Origin of the sequence: Aquincola sp. J276 (genome assembly GCF_024700035.1) — a bacterium.
Taxonomy (GTDB): domain Bacteria; phylum Pseudomonadota; class Gammaproteobacteria; order Burkholderiales; family Burkholderiaceae_C; genus Aquincola; species Aquincola tertiaricarbonis.
In genome coordinates, this window is sequence record NZ_JAJONC010000002.1 from 2540972 (window position 1) to 2559255 (window position 18284).

The 18284-nt window shown below is 70.7% G+C and carries 16 protein-coding genes and 3 pseudogenes; 12 read left to right on the top strand and 7 right to left on the bottom strand.

Features of this window, described 5'->3' with window-relative positions; all coding sequences use genetic code 11:
• Positions 1–35 precede the first annotated feature (35 nt).
• On the top strand, positions 36–686 hold the full coding sequence (locus LRS14_RS29760; protein WP_257802146.1) for a LysE family translocator: 651 nt from the start codon (positions 36–38) through the stop codon (positions 684–686).
• Here the strand turns inward: LRS14_RS29760 and LRS14_RS29765 are convergent.
• Both LRS14_RS29765 and LRS14_RS29770 read right to left on the bottom strand, forming a co-directional pair.
• Positions 622–2106 (bottom strand): FAD-binding oxidoreductase, encoded by a 1485-nt coding sequence (locus LRS14_RS29765; RefSeq protein ID WP_257802147.1) that lies wholly within the window; start codon positions 2104–2106, stop codon positions 622–624. The two genes, LRS14_RS29760 and LRS14_RS29765, sit on opposite strands and share 65 nt — an antisense overlap.
• Positions 2106–2516, bottom strand: coding sequence for a DUF2069 domain-containing protein (locus LRS14_RS29770; protein WP_046114804.1), 411 nt, complete (start codon positions 2514–2516; stop codon positions 2106–2108). The genes LRS14_RS29765 and LRS14_RS29770 overlap by 1 nt, the downstream gene beginning before the upstream one ends.
• 19 nt (positions 2517–2535) lie before the next feature.
• Here LRS14_RS29770 and LRS14_RS29775 point away from each other — a divergent pair, with 19 nt between their 5' ends.
• Positions 2536–3765 carry a YihY family inner membrane protein gene (locus tag LRS14_RS29775; RefSeq protein WP_404977618.1) on the top strand — a complete coding sequence of 410 codons (1230 nt, stop codon included), beginning with the start codon at positions 2536–2538 and terminating at the stop codon, positions 3763–3765.
• 4 nt (positions 3766–3769) lie between these two features.
• Here LRS14_RS29775 and LRS14_RS29780 read toward each other — a convergent pair whose 3' ends face one another.
• Genes LRS14_RS29780 through LRS14_RS29790 form a run of 3 tightly spaced genes read right to left on the bottom strand, consistent with a single transcriptional unit; the run spans position 3770 to position 6098 of the window.
• A complete protein-coding gene (locus LRS14_RS29780) occupies positions 3770–3958 on the bottom strand; it encodes a hypothetical protein (RefSeq protein ID WP_257802148.1) in 189 nt (62 codons plus the stop codon).
• On the bottom strand, positions 3955–4803 hold the full coding sequence (locus LRS14_RS29785) for an alpha/beta fold hydrolase (protein WP_257802149.1): 849 nt from the start codon (positions 4801–4803) through the stop codon (positions 3955–3957). The genes LRS14_RS29780 and LRS14_RS29785 overlap by 4 nt, the downstream gene beginning before the upstream one ends.
• Positions 4800–6098 (bottom strand): O-acetylhomoserine aminocarboxypropyltransferase, encoded by a 1299-nt coding sequence (locus LRS14_RS29790; RefSeq protein WP_257802150.1) that lies wholly within the window; start codon positions 6096–6098, stop codon positions 4800–4802. Before LRS14_RS29790 ends, LRS14_RS29785 begins: the two co-directional genes overlap by 4 nt.
• Positions 6099–6208: 110 nt before the next feature.
• On the opposite strand from LRS14_RS29790, the gene LRS14_RS29795 reads away from it, so the two are divergent.
• From LRS14_RS29795 to LRS14_RS29815, 5 genes and pseudogenes are all read left to right on the top strand, one after another.
• Positions 6209–6688: a CBS domain-containing protein gene (locus LRS14_RS29795; RefSeq protein WP_046114799.1), complete on the top strand. Its 480-nt coding sequence runs from the start codon at positions 6209–6211 to the stop codon at positions 6686–6688.
• Positions 6689–6775: 87 nt separating this feature from the next.
• Positions 6776–7885 (top strand): chorismate synthase, encoded by a 1110-nt coding sequence (aroC, locus tag LRS14_RS29800; protein WP_046114798.1) that lies wholly within the window; start codon positions 6776–6778, stop codon positions 7883–7885.
• Between the two features lie 67 nt (positions 7886–7952).
• Positions 7953–9234 (top strand): annotated as a pseudogene (locus tag LRS14_RS29805) (HD-GYP domain-containing protein).
• Positions 9235–9400: 166 nt separating this feature from the next.
• Complete coding sequence (locus LRS14_RS29810; RefSeq protein ID WP_046114796.1) at positions 9401–10573, top strand: efflux RND transporter periplasmic adaptor subunit; 1173 nt, start codon at positions 9401–9403, stop codon at positions 10571–10573.
• 10 nt (positions 10574–10583) lie between these two features.
• On the top strand, positions 10584–13727 hold the full coding sequence (locus LRS14_RS29815; RefSeq protein ID WP_046114795.1) for an efflux RND transporter permease subunit: 3144 nt from the start codon (positions 10584–10586) through the stop codon (positions 13725–13727).
• A 10-nt stretch (positions 13728–13737) separates the two neighbouring features.
• Here LRS14_RS29815 and LRS14_RS29820 read toward each other — a convergent pair whose 3' ends face one another.
• Positions 13738–14886, bottom strand: coding sequence for a hypothetical protein (locus LRS14_RS29820; RefSeq protein WP_257802151.1), 1149 nt, complete (start codon positions 14884–14886; stop codon positions 13738–13740).
• Here LRS14_RS29820 and LRS14_RS29825 point away from each other — a divergent pair.
• The 3 genes from LRS14_RS29825 (at position 14876) to LRS14_RS30875 (ending at position 16463) form a co-directional block, all read left to right on the top strand.
• Positions 14876–15664 (top strand): hypothetical protein, encoded by a 789-nt coding sequence (locus LRS14_RS29825; protein ID WP_257802152.1) that lies wholly within the window; start codon positions 14876–14878, stop codon positions 15662–15664. The genes LRS14_RS29820 and LRS14_RS29825 overlap by 11 nt on opposite strands.
• A gap of 63 nt (positions 15665–15727) precedes the next feature.
• Positions 15728–15985 carry a hypothetical protein gene (locus LRS14_RS29830; protein WP_257802153.1) on the top strand — a complete coding sequence of 86 codons (258 nt, stop codon included), beginning with the start codon at positions 15728–15730 and terminating at the stop codon, positions 15983–15985.
• The gene (locus LRS14_RS30875) at positions 15912–16463 is read left to right on the top strand and encodes a polyhydroxyalkanoic acid system family protein (RefSeq protein WP_404977619.1); all 552 of its coding nucleotides are present in this window, start codon (positions 15912–15914) and stop codon (positions 16461–16463) included. The genes LRS14_RS29830 and LRS14_RS30875 overlap by 74 nt, the downstream gene beginning before the upstream one ends.
• 15 nt (positions 16464–16478) lie before the next feature.
• Here LRS14_RS30875 and LRS14_RS29840 read toward each other — a convergent pair.
• Positions 16479–17073: pseudogene (locus LRS14_RS29840) on the bottom strand (TetR/AcrR family transcriptional regulator).
• A gap of 210 nt (positions 17074–17283) precedes the next feature.
• Between LRS14_RS29840 and LRS14_RS29845 the strand changes: the two are divergent.
• A pseudogene (locus LRS14_RS29845) lies at positions 17284–17804 on the top strand (fasciclin domain-containing protein).
• A gap of 258 nt (positions 17805–18062) precedes the next feature.
• Positions 18063–18284 (top strand): fasciclin domain-containing protein (locus tag LRS14_RS29860; protein ID WP_257802158.1); only part of this gene is annotated, 222 nt, incomplete at its 3' end.

An 18284-nucleotide genomic window follows, 5' to 3' on the forward strand; every position in this document is an offset into this window, starting at 1 on the left:
AGAATGCGCACAAGCCATCAACGCCGGGCCGTGCCATGTTCGGAATCCAGGATCTGCCGCTGTTCATCATCTCGGGCCTGCTGCTCAACGTCGCACCGGGGCCGGATTCGCTGCTCATCATGTCGCGCAGCGCCCGCCACGGCTGGCGTGCCGGATCTGCCGCGGCGCTGGGCATCGGCGCCGGCACCATGGTGCATGTGCTGGCCGCGGCGCTGGGCCTGTCCACGCTGCTGGCGGCCTCGTCCACCGCCTTCACCGTGGTGAAGATGCTGGGGGCCGCATACCTGGTGTACATCGGGCTGTCGATGCTGCTGCGGCGCGAGCGGCCGTCGCCGCCGCCTGCCGAAGGCATCACCGTCGCGGATGCCGGTGCGGCGCCCACCTGGCGGCGCATCTGGTGGCAGGGCTTCCTGACCAATGTGCTCAACCCGAAGGTGGCGGTGTTCTTCCTCGCCTTCGTGCCGCAGTTCATCGCGCCGGAGGCGCCGAACAAGGCGCTGGCCTTCGTGGTGCTGGGCTGCATCTTCAACTTCAACGCAATGCTGTGGTGCCACTTCCTGGCCGTGTCGGCCGCCTTCGCCAGCCAGCGGGTCAAGGCCAGCCGGCGCCTGGTGCGATGGCTCAACCGGCTGATCGGGGCGATGTTCCTGGGCTTCGGCCTGCGGCTGGCGCTGTCGTCGCGCTGACGTCGATCACCCGCCCCGGGTTGAGCAGGCCCTGCGGGTCCAGCGCCTGCTTGATGCTGCGCATCAGCGCCAGCGCCACCGGGCTCTTGCGCTGCACCAGTTCGTCCCGCTTGAGCTGGCCGATGCCGTGCTCGGCCGAGATGCTGCCGCCATGGGCCATCACGCCGTCGTACACGATGTGGTTCACCGCGGATTCGTGGCGGGCCAGGAACTCGGCGGCCGGCATGCCGGGCGGGGCCTGCAGGTTGTAGTGCAGGTTGCCGTCGCCCAGGTGGCCGAAGTTCACCAGCGCGGCCCCGGGAAAGGCCCGGGCCAGCGCCGCGTCGGTGGCCGCGACGAAGACTGGGATGGCCGACACCGGCAGCGCGATGTCGTGCTTGATGTTGGTGCCTTCCGCGGCCTGGGCCAGCGGAATGGATTCACGCAGGTGCCACAGGCCGCGCGACTGCGCCAGGCTCTCGGCCACCACCGCATCGAGCACGGTGCCGTCCTCGATGGCGGCTTTTAGCAGGCCTTCGAACAGGCTGCGCGCATGGGCTTCGCTCTCGCCGTCGGACTGCTCCAGCAGCACCGTCCAGGGCGCGTCCGGCAGCGGCTGCGCCAGCTGCGGGAAGTGCCTTGCCACCAGCGCCAGCGACAGCCGGTTCATCACCTCGAAGCCGGTGAGGCCGGCGCCCAGCCGGGCGCGTGCCTGCATCAGCAGCGCCACGCAGGCTTCCAGCGAAGGGCAGGCCGCTAGCGCGGTGAGCGTGGCCACCGGCTGCGGATGCAGCTTCAGCGTGGCGGCGGTGATCACGCCGAGCGTGCCTTCGCTGCCGATGAACAGGTCGCGCAGGTCGTAGCCGGTGTTGTCCTTGCGCAGGCCGGCCAGGCCATTCCACAGCTCGCCCTGGGCGGTGACCACTTCCAGGCCCAGGCACAGCTCGCGCGCATTGCCGTAGCGCAGCACCTGGGTGCCGCCGGCGTTGGTGGCCAGGTTGCCGCCGATGCTGCAGCTGCCTTCGGCCGCCAGGCTCAGCGGGAACAGCAGGCCCTGGGAGGCGGCCGCTTCCTGCAGTGCCTGCAGCACGCAGCCGGCCTCGGCCGTCATCGTCAGGTTGGCCGCGTCGATGGCGCGGATGCGGTTCATGCGGCCCAGGCTCAGCACCAGCTGGCGGCCGCTGTCGTCGGGCACGCCGCCGCCCACCAGGCCGGTGTTGCCGCCCTGCGGCACCACGCTGGCGCCGTGGCGGGCGGCCAGTCGCAGCACCGTGGCCACCTCTTCCGCCGAGCCCGGCCGGGCCACCGCCAGCGCCCGGCCTGGCCAGCGCTGGCGCCAGTCCTGCTCGTAGGCGGCGGCGTCGGTGCCGGTGAGCACATGGGCCGGCCCCAGCGCGGCGCGCAGGGCCGCGGGCAGCGCATCCAGCGGGGCGACGTCCATCAGCGGGCGGGCAGGTCGGCCGCGGCGGCCTCGGCTTCGGCCGCATGGCCACGCTTGAGGCGCCAGCGCACATGCCAGGCACAGGCGGTGAACAGCACCACGCACAGCAGCACCTGCAGCGCCGCCAGCCCGGCGCCCACGCCGCGCTCCGAGGTGGCGCGCACCACGCCTTCGGTGAAGTACAGCCATACCAGCAGGCTCACCCAGCGGTAGGTGCGCATGCGGTACTTGAGGAAGCCGGCCAGCGGAATGGCCAGCGGCAGCACCTTCAGTGCCCAGGTGCGCTGGCCGGTGGGGGCCAGCCACAGCTCCCAGGCCAGGCCCAGCACGATGAGCGCCAGCAGGCTGGCCACGGCGACGTTGCGTGTGACGGAAGTGGTGCGGTCGGGCAGGGCGGGTGTGTCGGCCATGGGCTGGCATGATAGGCGCATGCCCCCCGTGACCCTCGAGCGCCGACCCTGGCGCCACCGGGCCCTGAGCGCCCTGATGCGGCTGCGCAGCTGGCCCTGGCTCGACACCCTGCGCACCCTGCGCGACCGCTTCCGCGAAGACCGCCTCGGCCTCACCGCCAGCAGCCTCACCTTCACCACGCTGATCGCGCTGGTGCCGCTGGTCACGGTGATGCTGGCGCTGTTCTCGGCGTTCCCGATCTTCTCCAGCTTCCAGGTGTCGCTGGAGCGCTATTTCCTGCAGACGCTGGTGCCCGACAACATCGCCAAGCCGGTGCTCACCGCGGTGACGCAGTTCGCCCGGCAGGCCACCAAGCTGGGCACGCTGGGCCTGGTGGTGCTGCTGCTGACCGCGCTGGCGCTGATGCTCACCATCGACCGCACGCTCAACACCATCTGGCGGGTGCGCCGGCCGCGGCCGATCGCGCAGCGGGTGCTGGTGTACTGGGCGGCCATCACCCTGGGGCCGCTGGTGCTGGGCGTCAGCCTGTCCATGACCAGCTATGCGATCTCCGCCAGCCGCGGCCTGGTGGGCGCCATGCCGGACACGGTGAACTTCCTGCTCAACCTGCTGGAGTTCTCCCTGCAGGCGGCGGCCGTCACCGGCCTGTTCCACTACGTGCCCAACACCGACGTGCGCTGGCGCCATGCGCTGGCGGGCGGGCTGTTCTGCGCGGTGGGCTTCGAGGTGGCCAAGAAGGTGCTGGGCTGGTACGTGGGCCTGGTGCCCACCTATTCCACGGTGTACGGCGCCTTCGCCACGCTGCCCATCCTGCTGCTGTGGATGTACATCGGCTGGGTGATCGTGCTGCTGGGAGCGGTGATCGCGGCCTATGCGCCCAGCCTGTCGATGCGCATCGTGCGCCGGGTGGCGGTGCCGGGGCACCAGTTCTCGCTGGCCATCGGCGCCCTGCGGCTGCTGAGCGAGGCCCACGGCGGCCGCCGCCACGGCCTGACGCTGCGCCAGCTGGCCGAGGCGCTGAGCACCGACCCGCTGCTGGTGGAATCGGTGATCGACGCGCTGGTGGATCTCGACTGGGTGGGCCGCCTGGAAGAGGAGGGTGGCCAGCGCCATGTGCTGCTGGTCGACCCGCAGCGCACGCCGCTGCAGCCGCTGCTGGACGAACTGCTGCTGGTGCCCGACCCGGCGACGCGGGCGTTCAGGCAGAAGGTGGGGGTGGAGGCGTTGCGGCTGGAAGAGGTGCTGTAGGGGGTCAGCCGGCGGGCGGGCGGGGAGGTACGGGCGCAGCAGGCTGCCCGGCACGCTGTTCGGCCCGCCGCAGTTGCAGCTGCCTGATCGCTTCGTCGGCGTCCACGGTACGGCCGGCGGCAACGTCGGCCAGGCCGCGCCGGGCGTCTTCCAGCAGCATCAGCTGCGTGCGCTCGTCGTGTCGGCGGCTCATCGTGCGCTCCCCGCGCTCGCCGGCACCGTCTGCAACGCCCCTCTCAACGCCCCCAGCAGCGCCTCCGGCGCTTCCTGCATCAGCGCATGGCCGGCCGCGGGCAGCGTCACCACCCGGGCCTTCAACGCGCCGGCCAGGTCGCGCGTGGCCTTGGGCGGGGTCATCTGGTCGCGCCCGCCCAGCACCAGCGTGGCCGGGCAGGTGACGGCGGCGGCGGCCTGCAGCCCATTGGCGTAGGCGTCGCACAGCTGGAAGTCGTGGTGGAACAGGTTGCTGCCCGCGGGCACGCTGCCTTCGCCCAGCTTCAGCAGCCGGCGCATCAGTGCACGGCCGCCGCCGTGCAGCCAGCTGCCGGGGCCAGGGTACGACGGCTTGGCGGCGATCGTGCTGTGCGAGAAGGTATTCACCATGTCGATGGCGGCCAGTGGCTGGGCCAGCGCGGTGGCCAGCAGCGCATCCGACACCTTCATCGGATAGGCCGTGCCCACCATCACCAGCCCGGTGGCGCGTTGCGGCGCGCGGGCCACGGCTTCCAGCGCGATCAGCGAACCCATGCTGTGACCCACCAGCGCGGCCTGCTGCACGTCGGCTGCGTCCAGCAGCGCCCAGAGCCAGTCGGCCAGCGCCTCCACGCTGGGCAACACCGGGCCGGCGCTGCGGCCATGGCCGGGCTGGTCGACCGCCAGCACGCCGAAGCCGTGGTGCGCGAACCAGCGCGCGGCCAGCGTCCACACGCTGTGGTCGTTGAGTGCGCCGTGCACCATCACCACGCAGGGCAGCGTGGGGTCGAAGGGCTTGCCGCCGGTGTAGGCGTAGGCCGCCTGGCCGTTCACCAGGATCTTCATTGCGCCTTCTCCGCGGCCTTCAGCGCGCGCCTGAGGTCGTCCAGCAGATCGTCGGGGTCTTCCAGCCCCACCGACAGGCGGATGGTGCCGGGGCCGATGCCGGCCTGCGCCAGCGCGGCGTCGTCCATGCGGAAGTGGGTGGTGGAGGCCGGGTGGATCACCAGCGAGCGGCAGTCGCCCACGTTGGCCAGGTGGCTGAAGAGCTTCAGCGCCTCGATGAAGGCCTGGCCCTGCTTGCGGCTGCCCTTCAGGTCGAAGCTGAACACCGCGCCGCAGCCACGCGGCAGCAGGCGCCGGGCCAGTGCATGGTCGGGGTGGCCGGGCAGCTCGGGGTAGGCCACGCCGGCCACCATCGGATGCGCCGCCAGGAACTCGACGATGCGCCGGGTGTTGTCCACATGGCGCGCCATGCGCAGCGGCAGCGTCTCGATGCCTTGCAGGATCAACCAGGCGGTGTGCGGGCTCATGCAGGCGCCGAAGTCGCGCAGGCCCTCGCGCCGCGCGCGCAGCAGGAAGGCGCCCACGGTGCTCTCCTCGGTGAAGGTCATGCCGTGGAAGCCGGCATAGGGCTGGCTCAGCTCGGGGAAGCGGCCGGAGGCATCCCAGTCGAACTGGCCGCTGTCCACCAGCACGCCGCCCACCACGGTGCCGTGGCCGCACAGAAACTTGGTGGCCGAGTGGTACACCAGGTCCGCGCCATGGTCGAAGGGCTTCATCAGCCAGGGCGTGGTGAAGGTGCTGTCCACCAGCAGCGGCAGACCGGCGTCGTGCGCCACCGCGGCCACGGCAGGGATGTCCAGCACGTCCAGCCCCGGGTTGCCCAGGGTCTCGCCGAACAGCAGCCGTGTCTCGGGCCGGATGGCGGCGCGCCAGGCGTCCACGTCGCGCGGGTTCACGAAGGTGGTGGTGATGCCGAAGCGGGCCAGCGTGTAGTGCAGCAGGTTGTGCGATCCGCCGTACAGCGCGCTGCTGGCCACGACGTGCGAGCCGGCGCCGGCGATGGTGCAGATGGCCAGGTGCAGCGCCGCCTGCCCGCTGGCGGTGGCGATGGCGCCGACGCCGCCTTCCAGTGCCGCCATGCGTTCCTCGAACACCGCGGTGGTCGGGTTGCTGATGCGGCTGTACACATGGCCCGGCCGCTCCATGTTGAACAGCGAGGCGGCGTGCTCGCTGCTCTCGAACACGAAGCTGGTGCTCAGGTGGATGGGCAGCGCCCGGGCGCCGGTGGCCGGGTCGGGCGCGGCGCCGGCATGCAGCGCCAGGGTGTCGAAACCGGGGTCGGACGGGCCGGGCATGCAGTCTCCTTGTCGTGTTGTCGTGCCCCGGCGTCAGCGGTGAAACTGCCGGGCGCCATGCGAAAGATTGTGTGCTATGTTGGCGCCGAACCCTGCCCCGGAGCACTGCCATGAAAGTCAGCGACATCCTGCGTGTCAAAGGAAACACGCTCTACACCGTGACCCCCGACGAACCGCTGGCCACGGCCTTGAAGACCATGGCCGAGCTGGACATCGGCTCCCTGTGCGTGATGAGCCATGGCGAGCTCACCGGCATGCTCACCTTCCGCGAAGTCATCCAGGCCATCGTGCGCAATGGCGGCACCGTGGGCGACCTGCTGGTGCGCAGCACCATGGACGACGAGCCGCTGACCTGCACGCCCGAGACCGAGCTGGACGAGGTGCGCCGCATGATGCTGCAGCGCCATGCGCGCTACATGCCGGTGCTCAACCAGCGAACGCTCATGGGCGTGATCTCGTTCTATGACGTGGCCAAGGCGGTGGTGGACAGCCAGGACTTCGAGAACCGCATGCTCAAGGCCTACATCCGCGACTGGCCGGTGGACCAGGATTCGGCGGTCGAGGCCGCGGGCGTGCAGCCCAAGCTCTGAGTCACGCAGCGGAGTCCACGCACAATCCGGGGCCCGGCGCCGTGCAGGTGCCGGGCCTTATTCATTCCTAGCTGACTGGTTCTTGCAATGCCCGGCTCCACCTTCGGCGAACTGTTTCGCGTCACCAACTTCGGCGAAAGCCACGGCCCGGCCATCGGCTGCGTGATCGACGGCTGCCCGCCCGGGCTGGCGCTGTCGGAGGCCGACATCCAGCCGCAGCTGGACCGCCGCCGCCCCGGCACCAGCCGCCACGTCACCCAGCGCAACGAGCCCGATGCGGTGGAGATCCTGTCCGGCGTGTACGAAGGCCGCACCACCGGCACGCCGATCTGCCTGCTGATCCGCAACACCGACCAGCGCAGCAAGGACTACGGGAACATCCTCGACACCTTCCGCCCCGGCCATGCCGACTACACCTACTGGCGCAAGTACGGCCTGCGCGATCCGCGCGGCGGCGGCCGTTCCTCGGCCCGCCTCACCGCGCCCACGGTGGCCGCGGCGGCGGTGGCGCGCAAGTGGCTGCTGGAGCGTCACGGCACCACCTTCACCGGCTGGATGAGCCAGCTGGGCGAGCTGCCGGTGGCCTTCGAGGATGCGGCGCACATCCCCAACAACCCGTTCTTCGCCGCCAACGTGAGCCAGATCGCCGAGATGGAGGCCTACATGGATGCGCTGCGCAAGGAGGGCGACTCCTGCGGCGCACGCATCGAGGTGGTGGCGCACCAGGTGCCGGTGGGCCTGGGCGAGCCGCTGTACGACAAGCTGGACGCCGACATCGCCTACGCGATGATGGGCATCAATGCCGTCAAGGGCGTGGAGATCGGTGATGGCTTCGGCGTGGTGGCCCAGCGCGGCAGCCTGCATGGCGACGAGCTGAGCGCCGAGGGCTTCCGCGCCAACCGCGCCGGGGGCGTGCTCGGCGGCATCTCCACCGGGCAGGACCTGCGCGTGTCCATCGCCATCAAGCCCACCAGCTCCATCCGCACGCCCAAGGCGTCGATCGACCGCGCGCTGCAGCCCACCACGGTGGAAACCTTCGGCCGGCACGATCCCTGCGTCGGCATCCGCGCCACGCCCATCGCCGAGGCAATGCTGGCGCTGGTGCTCATGGATCATGCGCTGCGCCACCGGGCGCAGAACGCCGACGTGGTGCTGCCGGTGCCTGCCATCCCCGGCCAGGTGGGTGAAACCCTCTAAGAATCCCCTTTTGCATGGCGGGGTTCTTGCCGAAATGATGGCTAACGCTTGAAACGGCAGTTCCCCGATGTTGAAAAAGATTCAGGTGGCGGACCTTCGCCTGGGCATGCACCTGCATGCCTTCGAGAGTTCCTGGGTTCGGCATCCCTTCTGGAAGTCGCGCTTCGTGCTCACCGACCTGGCCGACCTGCGGGCCGCGCTGGACAGCGGCATCGCGGAATGCTGGATCGACACCAGCCAGGGGCTGGACTTGGCCGATGGCCGGCCGTCGCTGCCGGCACCGGCGCGGGCGTCGGCCCCTGCGGCGCATGGCGCCGATGCCTCCGCCGCCACGGCCGCGGTGACGCCGCCCGCGGCGCCGCCGGCCGCATCGCCGATGCCGCCACCCCCCGTCGGCCAGCCTGCAGGAGGAACTGCGCAAGGCCCAGCAGCTGTGCCGGCGCAGCAAGCAGGCGGTGCAGTCCATGTTCAACGAGGCGCGGCTGGGCCGTGCGCTGGATGCGCAGCAGTGCCTGCCGCTGGTGGAGGAAATCTCCGAGTCCGTCTTCCGCAACCCCGGCGCGCTGGTGAGCCTGGCGCGGCTGAAGACACGCGATGAGTACAGCTACATGCATTCGGTGGCCGTGTGCGCGCTGATGGTGGCGCTGGGACGCGAACTGGGCCTGGACACCGCCGCCTGCCGCGAAGCCGGCCTGGCCGGGCTGCTGCACGACATGGGCAAGGCCAGCATGCCGCTGGACATCCTCAACAAGCCCGGCAAGCTCACCGAGGAGGAGTTCGCGGTGATGCGCACCCATCCGGAGCGTGGCCACGAGATGCTGCTGGGCGGCAGCGCGCCCGATTCGGTGCTGGACGTGTGCCTGCACCACCATGAGCGCATCGACGGCACCGGCTATCCGCACCGGCTGCCCGGCGAGCGCATCAGCGCGGTGGCCCGCATGGGCGCCATCTGCGACGTGTACGACGCCATCACCTCCAACCGGCCCTACAAGCCGGGCTGGGACCCGGCCGAGAGCATCGCCCGCATGATGTCCTGGAAGGGGCACTTCGACGAGGCGATGCTCGGCGCCTTCGTCAAGAGCCTGGGCATCTACCCCGTCGGCTCGCTGGTGCGGCTGGAGTCGGGCAAGCTGGCGGTGGTGGTGGAGCAGAACCCCGGCACGCTGGTGGCGCCGGTGGTCAAGGCGTTCTATTCCACCCGCTCCAACATGCCGATCAGCGTGGCGCGCATCGACTTGTCGCAGGCCGGCGCGCGGGAGCGCATCGTCGGCCGCGAATCGCCCGCGCAGTGGAACTTCCCGCACCTGGCCGAGCTGTGGGCCGGGGACGCGGCGCCCGCCCGCCGCTGAGCGGCCCGCCGCGGCCGGCCGCCGAGCCGGCCTGCAGTCCGTCGCATCCATCCGCACTCCGTCGCATGGCCACTTGCAGGCCGTGCGGCGCCTTCTACACTGCCCCGCGAATTGCAATGCGCCACGAGCTGCATTGCCACACAACACGAGAAGCGAGGAGCGTGGAATGCGCAAGCAGGCGCCCAGATCCAAGGCCAAGGCAGCGGCCGTGGTGGTGCTGTTGCTGCTGGTGGGAGGCGGCCTGGCCGGCGCCATGTGGACCCAGCGGGCCAAGCCCGAAGCGGCCAAGCCGGAGGTGACGCTGGAGTTCTCGCCGCGCGAGGTGGTGCACCCGCAGTCCACGGCTTTGCCGCTGGTGCTGCAGTTCTCCGGCCCGCTGGTGGCGCCGCAGACGGCCGTGGTGCGCGCCAAGGCCGCCGGCACGCTGCTGTCGCTGTCGGTGGACGAAGGCAGCCGCGTGCGCGCCGGCCAGCTGCTGGGCCGCATCGACCTGGCGGAGCTGGACAGCCGCGTCAACGAGCGCCATGCGATGCTGGAATCGGCGCGGGCGCAATGGGCGCAGGCCGAGCGCAATTACCAGAGCAACCTGCGATTGGCCGACCAGCAATTCATTTCCGCCAATGCGTTGGACACCTCGCGCGCGCAACTCGACACCGCCCGCGCCCAGCTGCAGGCGGCGCAGGCGCAGGTGGACAGCCTGCGGGTCACCCAGCGCGATGCGGCCCTTGTGGCGCCGATTGCCGGCGTGGTGGCGCGCCGCCATGTGGTGCCCGGCGAGAAGCTGGCCGCGGAGCAGCAGGTGCTCACGCTGGTGGACCTGGCGCGGCTGGAGCTGGCCGGCAGCGTGGGCACGCACGAGGTCTCGCTGCTGGCGCCGGGCCAGCCGGTGCAGGTGAACGTGGAAGGCGTGGCCACGCCGGTGGCCGCCACGCTGGCGCGCATCGCGCCCGCGGCCGAGCCCGGCAGCCGCGCCATCGGCGTGACGGTGGTGCTGGACAACCCGAAGGAGACCTTCCGCGCCGGGCAGTACGCCGTGGCCCGCGTGGTGCTGCCGGATGCGCAGCAGCGGCTCACGCTGCCAGCCAGTGCCATCGGCAGCCAGTCGGGGCAGGAGCATGTGTGGCTGATCGAAGGCGGCGTGCTGGCGCGGCGGGCGGTGATCACCGGCCGGCGCGACGAGGCCGGCGGCCGGGTGGAGGTGCTGCAGGGCGTGGCCCCCGATGCCCGCGTGCTGGCCGCACGCTTCGACAACCTGCGCGAGGGCACCCGCGCGCTGCTGCTGCCGGGCAAGGCAGGCTCGGTGGCCGCCAGCGGCGCCTCGGCACCGCTGGTGAAGTGAGGAGCGCGCCATGTGGATGACCCGCGTCGCGATCAACAACCCGGTGTTCGCCACCATGGTGATGGCCGCGCTGTGCGTGCTGGGCCTGTTCGCCTACCTGCGGCTGGGCGTGGAGCAGCTGCCCGACGTGGCGCCGCCGATGGCCTATGTCGACGTGCGCTATCCCGGCGCCTCGGCCGAGGCGGTGGAGCGCGAGGTCACCAAGCTGGTCGAGGAATCGGTCAACGCGGTGGCCGGCATCAAGCGCATCACCTCGCGCAGCTTCGAAGGCCGCAGCCAGACGCAGGTGGAGTTCAACCTGAACGCCGACATGTCGCGTGGCCTGCAGGACGTGCGCGACCGCGTGGCCGCGGTGCAGTCGCTGATGCCGCGCGATGCCAAGCCGCCGACGGTGCTGCGGGTGGACAACGAGAACAGCCAGCCGGTGGTGGTGGCCGCGCTGCTGTCCACCGGCCGCAGCGCGCGCGAGCTGTCCATCTACGCCGACCAGACCGCCAGCAAGCGCTTGGTGCGCGTGGGCGGCGTGGCGCGGGTGGACGTGGCCGGCCTGACCAAGCGCGAACTGCGCATCGACCTGGACCCGGCGAGGCTGCGGGCCTACCAGATCACGCCGGCACAGATCGCCACGCAGCTGGCCGCGGCCAACCGCGACGAGGCGGTGGGCATCCTCAGCAACCCGGTGCAGGACGCGATGCTGCGGGTGGAAGGCATGGTGCGCGATCCCAAGCGCTTCGCCGACACGGTGGTGGGCCTGCGCAACGGCCTGCCGCTGCGGCTGGGCGACCTGGGCACCCTGGTGGAGCGCGAGCAGGAGCCCACCACCCTGGCCCGCGTCAACGGCCAGAGCGCGGTCACCTTCAACATCTTCAAGCAGCAGGACGCCAACATCGTGGCTACCGGCGACGAGATCAAGGCCGCGCTGGACGAGCTGCGCGCCACGCTGCCCGCCGGCATGGAGCTGCAGCTCATCTATGCCAACAGCGACTGGGTGAAGAACTCGCTCAAGGGCCTGCAGCGCACGCTGGTGGAAGGCGCGCTGCTCACCGTGGCCATCGTCTTCCTGTTCCTGCATTCGTGGCGCAGCACCGTCATCACCGGGCTCACGCTGCCCATCGCGGTGGTCTCCAGCTTCATCGCGGTGCATGCCTTCGGCTTCACGCTGAACTTCATGACGATGATGGCGCTGAGCCTGTGCATCGGCCTGCTGATCGACGATGCGATCGTGGTGCGCGAGAACATCGTGCGGCATGTGGGCCTGGGCAAGGATCATCGCCAGGCGTCGCTGGACGGCACCGCGGAGATCGGCCTGGCGGTGATGGCCACCACCTTCGCCATCTGCGCGGTGTTCGTGCCGGTGGCCTTCATGGGCGGCATCGTCGGCAAGTTCTTCTATCCCTTCGGCATCACGGTGACGGTGGCGGTGCTGGTCAGCCTGTTCGTCAGCTTCACGCTCGACCCCATGCTGTCGTCGGTATGGCACGACCCGCCCAGCGCGCGCCTGAAACGCCTGCCGGTGGTGGGCCATGCCATCCGCGCCACCGACCGCGGCATGGACCTGCTGCATGCGGTGTACGAGCGGCTGATCCGCTGGGCCTTCAGCGGCCGGCGCTACGGCTGGGGCCGGGCTTCGGTGTCGCCCCGCGGCATCGTGCTGGCCACCGGCGTGCTGAGCTTCGTGGCCGCCCTGGGCCTGGTGCCGCTGGTGGGCACCGAGTTCATCCCTCAGACGGACCAGGGCTTCACCCAGCTGTCGGTGCGCATGCCGGTGGGCGCCAGCCTGGCGCGCACCGACGACAAGTTCCGCCAGGTGGAGCAGATCGTGATGGCGATGCCGGAGGTCAAGAGCGTGAGCACCACCGTGGGCGGCGACGGCGAAGGCCTGAACGTTGGCCGCAACGTGGGCACGCTCAACGTCGGCCTGAAGCCGCGGGCCGAGCGCAGCCGCAGCCAGAAGCAGGTGGAGGACGCCATCCGCGCCGAGCTGGCGCGCATCCCGGGCATCGAGATGTCGGTGGGCTTCGAGCGGCCGATCTACGTGGCGCTGCTGGGCACCGACCCCGAAGGCCTGGTGCGGCTGGTCAACGAATTTGCCGACCAGGTGCGCAAGATCCCCGGCATCGTGGATGTGGAGGTGTCCGCCAAGCCCGGGCTGCCGGCCTACGCGGTGCGGCTGAAGCCCGATGCGGTGCGTGAGCTGGGCCTGACGGCGCCGCAGATCGCCTCCAGCCTGCGCGCCTATGTCAACGGCGAGGCCGCCACCCACTGGACCACGCCCGACGGCGAGCAGGTGGAGGTGCTGCTGCGCCTGCCCGAGCACCTGCGCGAGCGCGTGGTGCAGATGCGCCAGCTGCCGGTGGCCTTCGCGCCCAACGGCACGCCCATCACGCTGGAAGCGGTGGCCGACATCGTGCCGGTGGTCAACCCGGAAGTGATCCGCCGGCAGAACCTGCAGCGGCGCGAGGCGGTGTTCGCCGGCGTGGAAGGGCGGCCGGGCGGCGACGTGGGCGCCGACGTGCAGAAGCTGGTGCAGGCCACCCGGCTGCCGCCGGGCTACAGCTTCGACGTGGGCGGTGCCACGAAGGACCAGCAGGAGGCCTTCGGTGCGGTGGTGGCCGCGATGGCGCTGGCCGCCATCTTCATCTACATCGTGCTGGCCAGCCAGTTCGGCAGCTTCCTGCAGCCGCTGGCCATCATGGCCTCGCTGCCGCTGGCGCTGATCGGCGTGATGCTGGCGCTGCTGCTGTGGCGCTCCACGCTCAACCTGTTCAGCATGATCGGGCTGGTGATGCTGATGGGCCTGGTGACCAAGAACGCCATCCTGCTGGTGGACTTCGCCAATCATGCGCGGCGCGGCGGCGCCACCGTGGCCGATGCGGTGCTGCAGGCCGGCCTGATCCGCATGCGGCCCATCATCATGACCACCGGCGCCATGGTGTTCGGCATGCTGCCGCTGGCGCTGGCGCTCAACGAAGGCGGCGAGATCCAGGCCCCGATGGGCCGCGCCATCATCGGCGGGGTGATCACCAGCACGCTGCTGACGCTGGTGGTGGTGCCGGTGCTGTACTCGTACCTGGTGCGCGACAAGCGGGCGCCGGCCGCGGCCGCGCCCCAACTGGGCGGCGACCGCGGCCTGGCGCCGGCGGACCGGCATTGAGCCGGGCGGCTCAGGCCGTTCCGCCTTCCGCCTCGGTGCACTCGCAGGCGGGGCAGGGCATGGCCAGTGCAAAGGCCGCGTTGTCGGCCGCGTTGTACTGGGTCAGCGTGCCGTAGCCGTTGGTGGCCATCGCGCTGACCTCCAGCCGCTCGGCATAGGCCGCGTTGCTGCACGGGCCCAGCAACGCCGAGACCGTCACCGCCTTGCCATAGCTGAAGCTGCCCGTCTGCAGGTAGCCGTTGCTGCCCGGCGCACCGGCCACGCCCGAAGTGCCCGCCACGGCCAGTGCCGGCCCCGGTCCGCGGGTGACGCTGAAGCCGTAGGTGGCAAAGCCGTTGGGGTGCCGCGCCACGAAGGACAAGCCGGCCGTGTCGCTGGGCTGCGCATAGTTGTGGAAGCCGCAGACCGGGTCGGGCGACACGGTGCCGCCCTCCGGCTGGATGTCGGCCGAGCAGCGGTTGTTGTCCACCCGCAGCACCATGCGGAAGCCCATCGTCGCCCCGCCCACCAGCACCCGGTTGTGGGCGGGTGCGGTGGAGCTGGTGACGGTGGCGGTGCCGAAGGGCGCGTCCTGGTCGGTGATGCGCAGGTCGATGCCTTGCGCCGTCCAGTCCACCAGGGCGCCTGCGCTGTCGAACAGCTCCAGCTTCAGCTCGTAGCGGCCGGCGGCCAGGTCGTCGGGCCAGGGCGCCGCGGTGGGCGCGCCGGCCAGCATGTGGCTGTCCAGGTAGGCGGTGGCCAGGTCCACGCTTTCGTCCAGCACCACCCACTCGGTGCCGGCGGGCGGGGCCACAGGACGGATGCGGAACAGGTTGGGCAGCGGCGCGGCATCGGCACCCGCGGTGGGCATCGGCCCCATGCGCTCCGACGGGAAGCTGGTGCCCAGCTTGTAGTGGCGGTAGACGTCGCGCGACATCACCGACCACACGCCCAGCGGCACCGAGGCGGCGTCCACCGTGGCGGCCACGCCGTCGGGTCCGCTGAGCCGCCGGTACGACCAGCGGTAGTACGGAATGCCGCCGCCGATCAGGGCCGAGCGGCTGAAGTCCACGCGCGGCTCCAGCGTGCCGCCGAAGGGCTCGCCTGCGGTGGTCAGGCCTTCGCCGGCACCCGTGGCCTGCAGCTCGCGCACGGCCACGCCGGGGCCGATGGACAGCACCACTCACCTGGCGGCCGGGCAGGTCGGGTTCCTCCTCGCAGCCCGGCACGCGCGGGTCGGGCACGCGCAGCGTCACCGGCGTGCCGCAGGCGTAATTCCAGTGCGTGTTGCAGGCCATGCCGGGCCGGTACACCGTCTCGAAGCCGCTGCCGAAGTCGTACTCCACCCAGAAGTACAGGTCGGGGTGGTCGCCGTGGCAGGGGTAGAACAGCGTGGTCTCGAAGCGGCCCTGGTTGTCGGTGGTCAGCACCGCCATCTCGTCGCAGCGCAGCCGCCACCACCAGTGCGGCCACAGGCACAGCCACGGCAGCAGCAGCTGGGCATGGTCGGCGAGCGTGCTGCGCACCATCTGGGCCGAGCGGCTGCGCAGGCTGGCTTGCAGCGCGGCCGGCAGCTCGATGCTGTCCTGCGGCGGCAGCGGCTGCGGATTGAGCGCCTGCGGCATGCCGCTGCGGAACAGCGGGCGCGGGTCGAAGGGCTCGGGACCGGGGACCGGCTGCGGCACCGGCGGGCGGCGCAGCACCTCCAGCAGGTCGTCGCGCAGCTTGAAGATGTCCCGCTCGGGCAACCGGCGGATCCACCATGGCAGCCGGTCCACCTCGCACACATGCACCCGGGCGCCGCAGATGGCGCGATGGTCCGACAGGCGCTCGACGCGGCCGCGCAGCCAGCAGAAGCAGAACGGCCAGTGGTCGATGACGAGGCCGGGAATGTCGATCACGGGCTTCAGCCGCTCGCCGATGAGCAGCACCGGCTCGTAGGCGCCGAGGCGTTCTAGCATGGCGGTCGTGGGCTCGGTCTCGACCAGCCGCTCGTCCACCGGCGTGATGAACAGGCGGCCATGGCCGCCGCCATCGGTGGCGGGCAGTTCGAGCCGGCCGTCCTTGACCTCGACACGCGCGGCCAGCCGGCCACCGCCATCGAACAGCCATGCCATCAGCGGTTGCTGGAAATCGGGGCGTTGGCGGGTGGTGACCTGCAGCACGACCGGCTCGGCACCACGGCCCGGGGGGTGACGCTGTTCCATGAGAGCTCCTTGTCGCACGGGCCCGAACGGACCGGGACGGCCCGCGGCACTGCATGCGTGGAACCAAGTTAGGCGGCTGCTGCGGGCACCACCAACGCCCTTCGGGGGCGGGTGCCACCCCTTCGGAGGGAATTCCTCCCTAGCTTGTCGGCATGGCCGGTCCTGCCGATCCGGCGGAACCCCCATCGACCGAAGCCCTCCAACGCCGGCGGCCGAAGCGGATCGGCCGGCGGCCTCCACCAGACAGGGACACCATGGCGCAGTTGGCAGTACACCGGACTCACACCCTGGGCTTGGCCCAGGCGCGCGACGCGCGAAGGAGTGGGTGGCGCAGGCGGAGCGGGACTATGGCCTGCGCTGCGACTACCAGGCGGGCGAGGCGCAGGACCGGGTGCTGTTCCGCCGCAGCGGCGTGTCGGGCGAGCTGCACGTGAGCGCCGACCGCTTCGACCTGCAGGCGCAGCTGGGTTTCCTGCTCAGTGCCTACCAGGGCCGCATCGAGTCGCAGATCGAAGCCAACCTCGACCGTTTGCTCGGCCCCGCCGGTTGAGGCGCCCGCTGCCCGTCAGCGCGCCGCCAGGCCGTTGAAGCAGGTGCCCAGCACCATCTCGGTGATCTGCGCATCGGTGAATTCGCCGGTGCCCTGCAGGAAGCCCAGCACCGGGTCGCAGCCCCGCGCATACAGCGTGTAGAGCACCACGATGGGCGGCAGCCGCTGGTCCAGGCTGCCGTCGGCCTGTGCGGCCTCGATCCAGGCACCGAGCCGGTCGCTCAGTGACATCAGGCCGCCCACGTAGGCCTCGTTGTTCATCAGGGCGCTGCGCAGGCCGGAGTTCTGGCTGGGCAGCGAAGGCATCTCGCCCTGCAGCTGCGCGGTGATGGTCCAGCGGGCGGCGGCCTTCCAGCTTGTTCAGCGGCGTGGCCGGCGCGCCTTCGGCGGCCTCGGCATCCAGGGCGTCGACGAAGGCCTGGGCCCGCTCCAGCGTGCGCACCATGGCGGCGGCGGCCAGGTCTTCCTTGCTGGGAAAGTGGCGGTACAGGCTGGCCTTGGCAATGCCCACCTCGGCGGCCACCTCGTCCACCGTCATCGCCTCATAGCCGCGCTCGGCCAGCAGGCGGTTGACCACCTGCACGATGGCGTCCTCCCGTGCCTCATGCATCTGCGCGCGAAAGCTGCGCTTGGCCGACGCCACGCCGGCTTCCTGTCTGATCTTGCTTGCCATGCCCGCCCTTTTACCCCGGCGACATGGTGCTTCAGCCGAACCTCCACGTCAATAACCACACGCTTCGGTCGCAAATGATACTGTGCAGTCTAGTTATGGCCTGAATGGTTAGTATCCGGCCTCGCCAGTACACAACCAGGAGCACACATGCAGTTCAGGAGACGTTCCCTGTTGCTCACCGCGGCGCTGGGCGCCGGCAGCACCCTGCTGGCCGCCTGCGGCAACGTTGACGATGACGACCACGAGGATCGCAACATCGTGCAGGTGGCGCAAAGCCTGCCCGACTTCAGCATCCTGGTGGAAGCCGTGGTCGCGGCCGACCTGGCCACCACGCTCAGCGGCCCCGGCCCCTTCACCGTGTTTGCGCCCACCAATGCGGCCTTTGCCGCGCTGCTCTCCGAGCTGGGCGTGACCAAGGCGGCGCTGCTGGCCGACAAGCCCCTGCTCACCGCCGTGCTCACCTACAACGTGGTCAGCGGCCGCGTGCTTGCGCGCAGGTGCCGGTGGGCACGCCCATCACCACGGTGCAGGGCGGCAGCTTCACCGTGGGCAGCGACCTGGTGATCACCGACCAGCGCGGCCGCCGAAGCGCCATCACCGCCACCGACGTGATGGCCAGCAACGGCGTCATCCACGTCATCGACAAGGTTCTGCTGCCGGCGGTGTGAGCCGCCGGCCCTTTCCCCGTTCCATCCCGTCCCGTTCGTCAACCCCGAAGGAAACACCACCATGAAGAAACTGCTGATCGCCACTGCCCTGAGCTTCGGCGCCATGACCGCCATGGCCGCCGACATCGTCGACACCGCCGTGTCCGCCAGCTCGTTCAAGACCCTGGTGGCTGCGGTGCAACCCGCCGGCCTGGTGGACACGCTGAAGGGCCAGGCCGTTCACCGTGTTCGCGCCCACCGACAAGGCCTTCGCCAAAGGTGCCCAAGGCACAACTGGATGCGCTGCTGAAGGACAAGGCCGCGCTGACGAAGGTGCTGACCTACCACGTGGTGCCGGGCAAAGGTGATGGCCGCCGACGTGAAGGCCGGCAAGGTGAGGAGCAGTTGCAGGGCTCAGGGCTGACCGTCAGCACCACCGGCGGCGTGATGGTGGACAAGGCCAAGGTGGTGAAGACCGACATCCATGCCAGCAACGGCGTG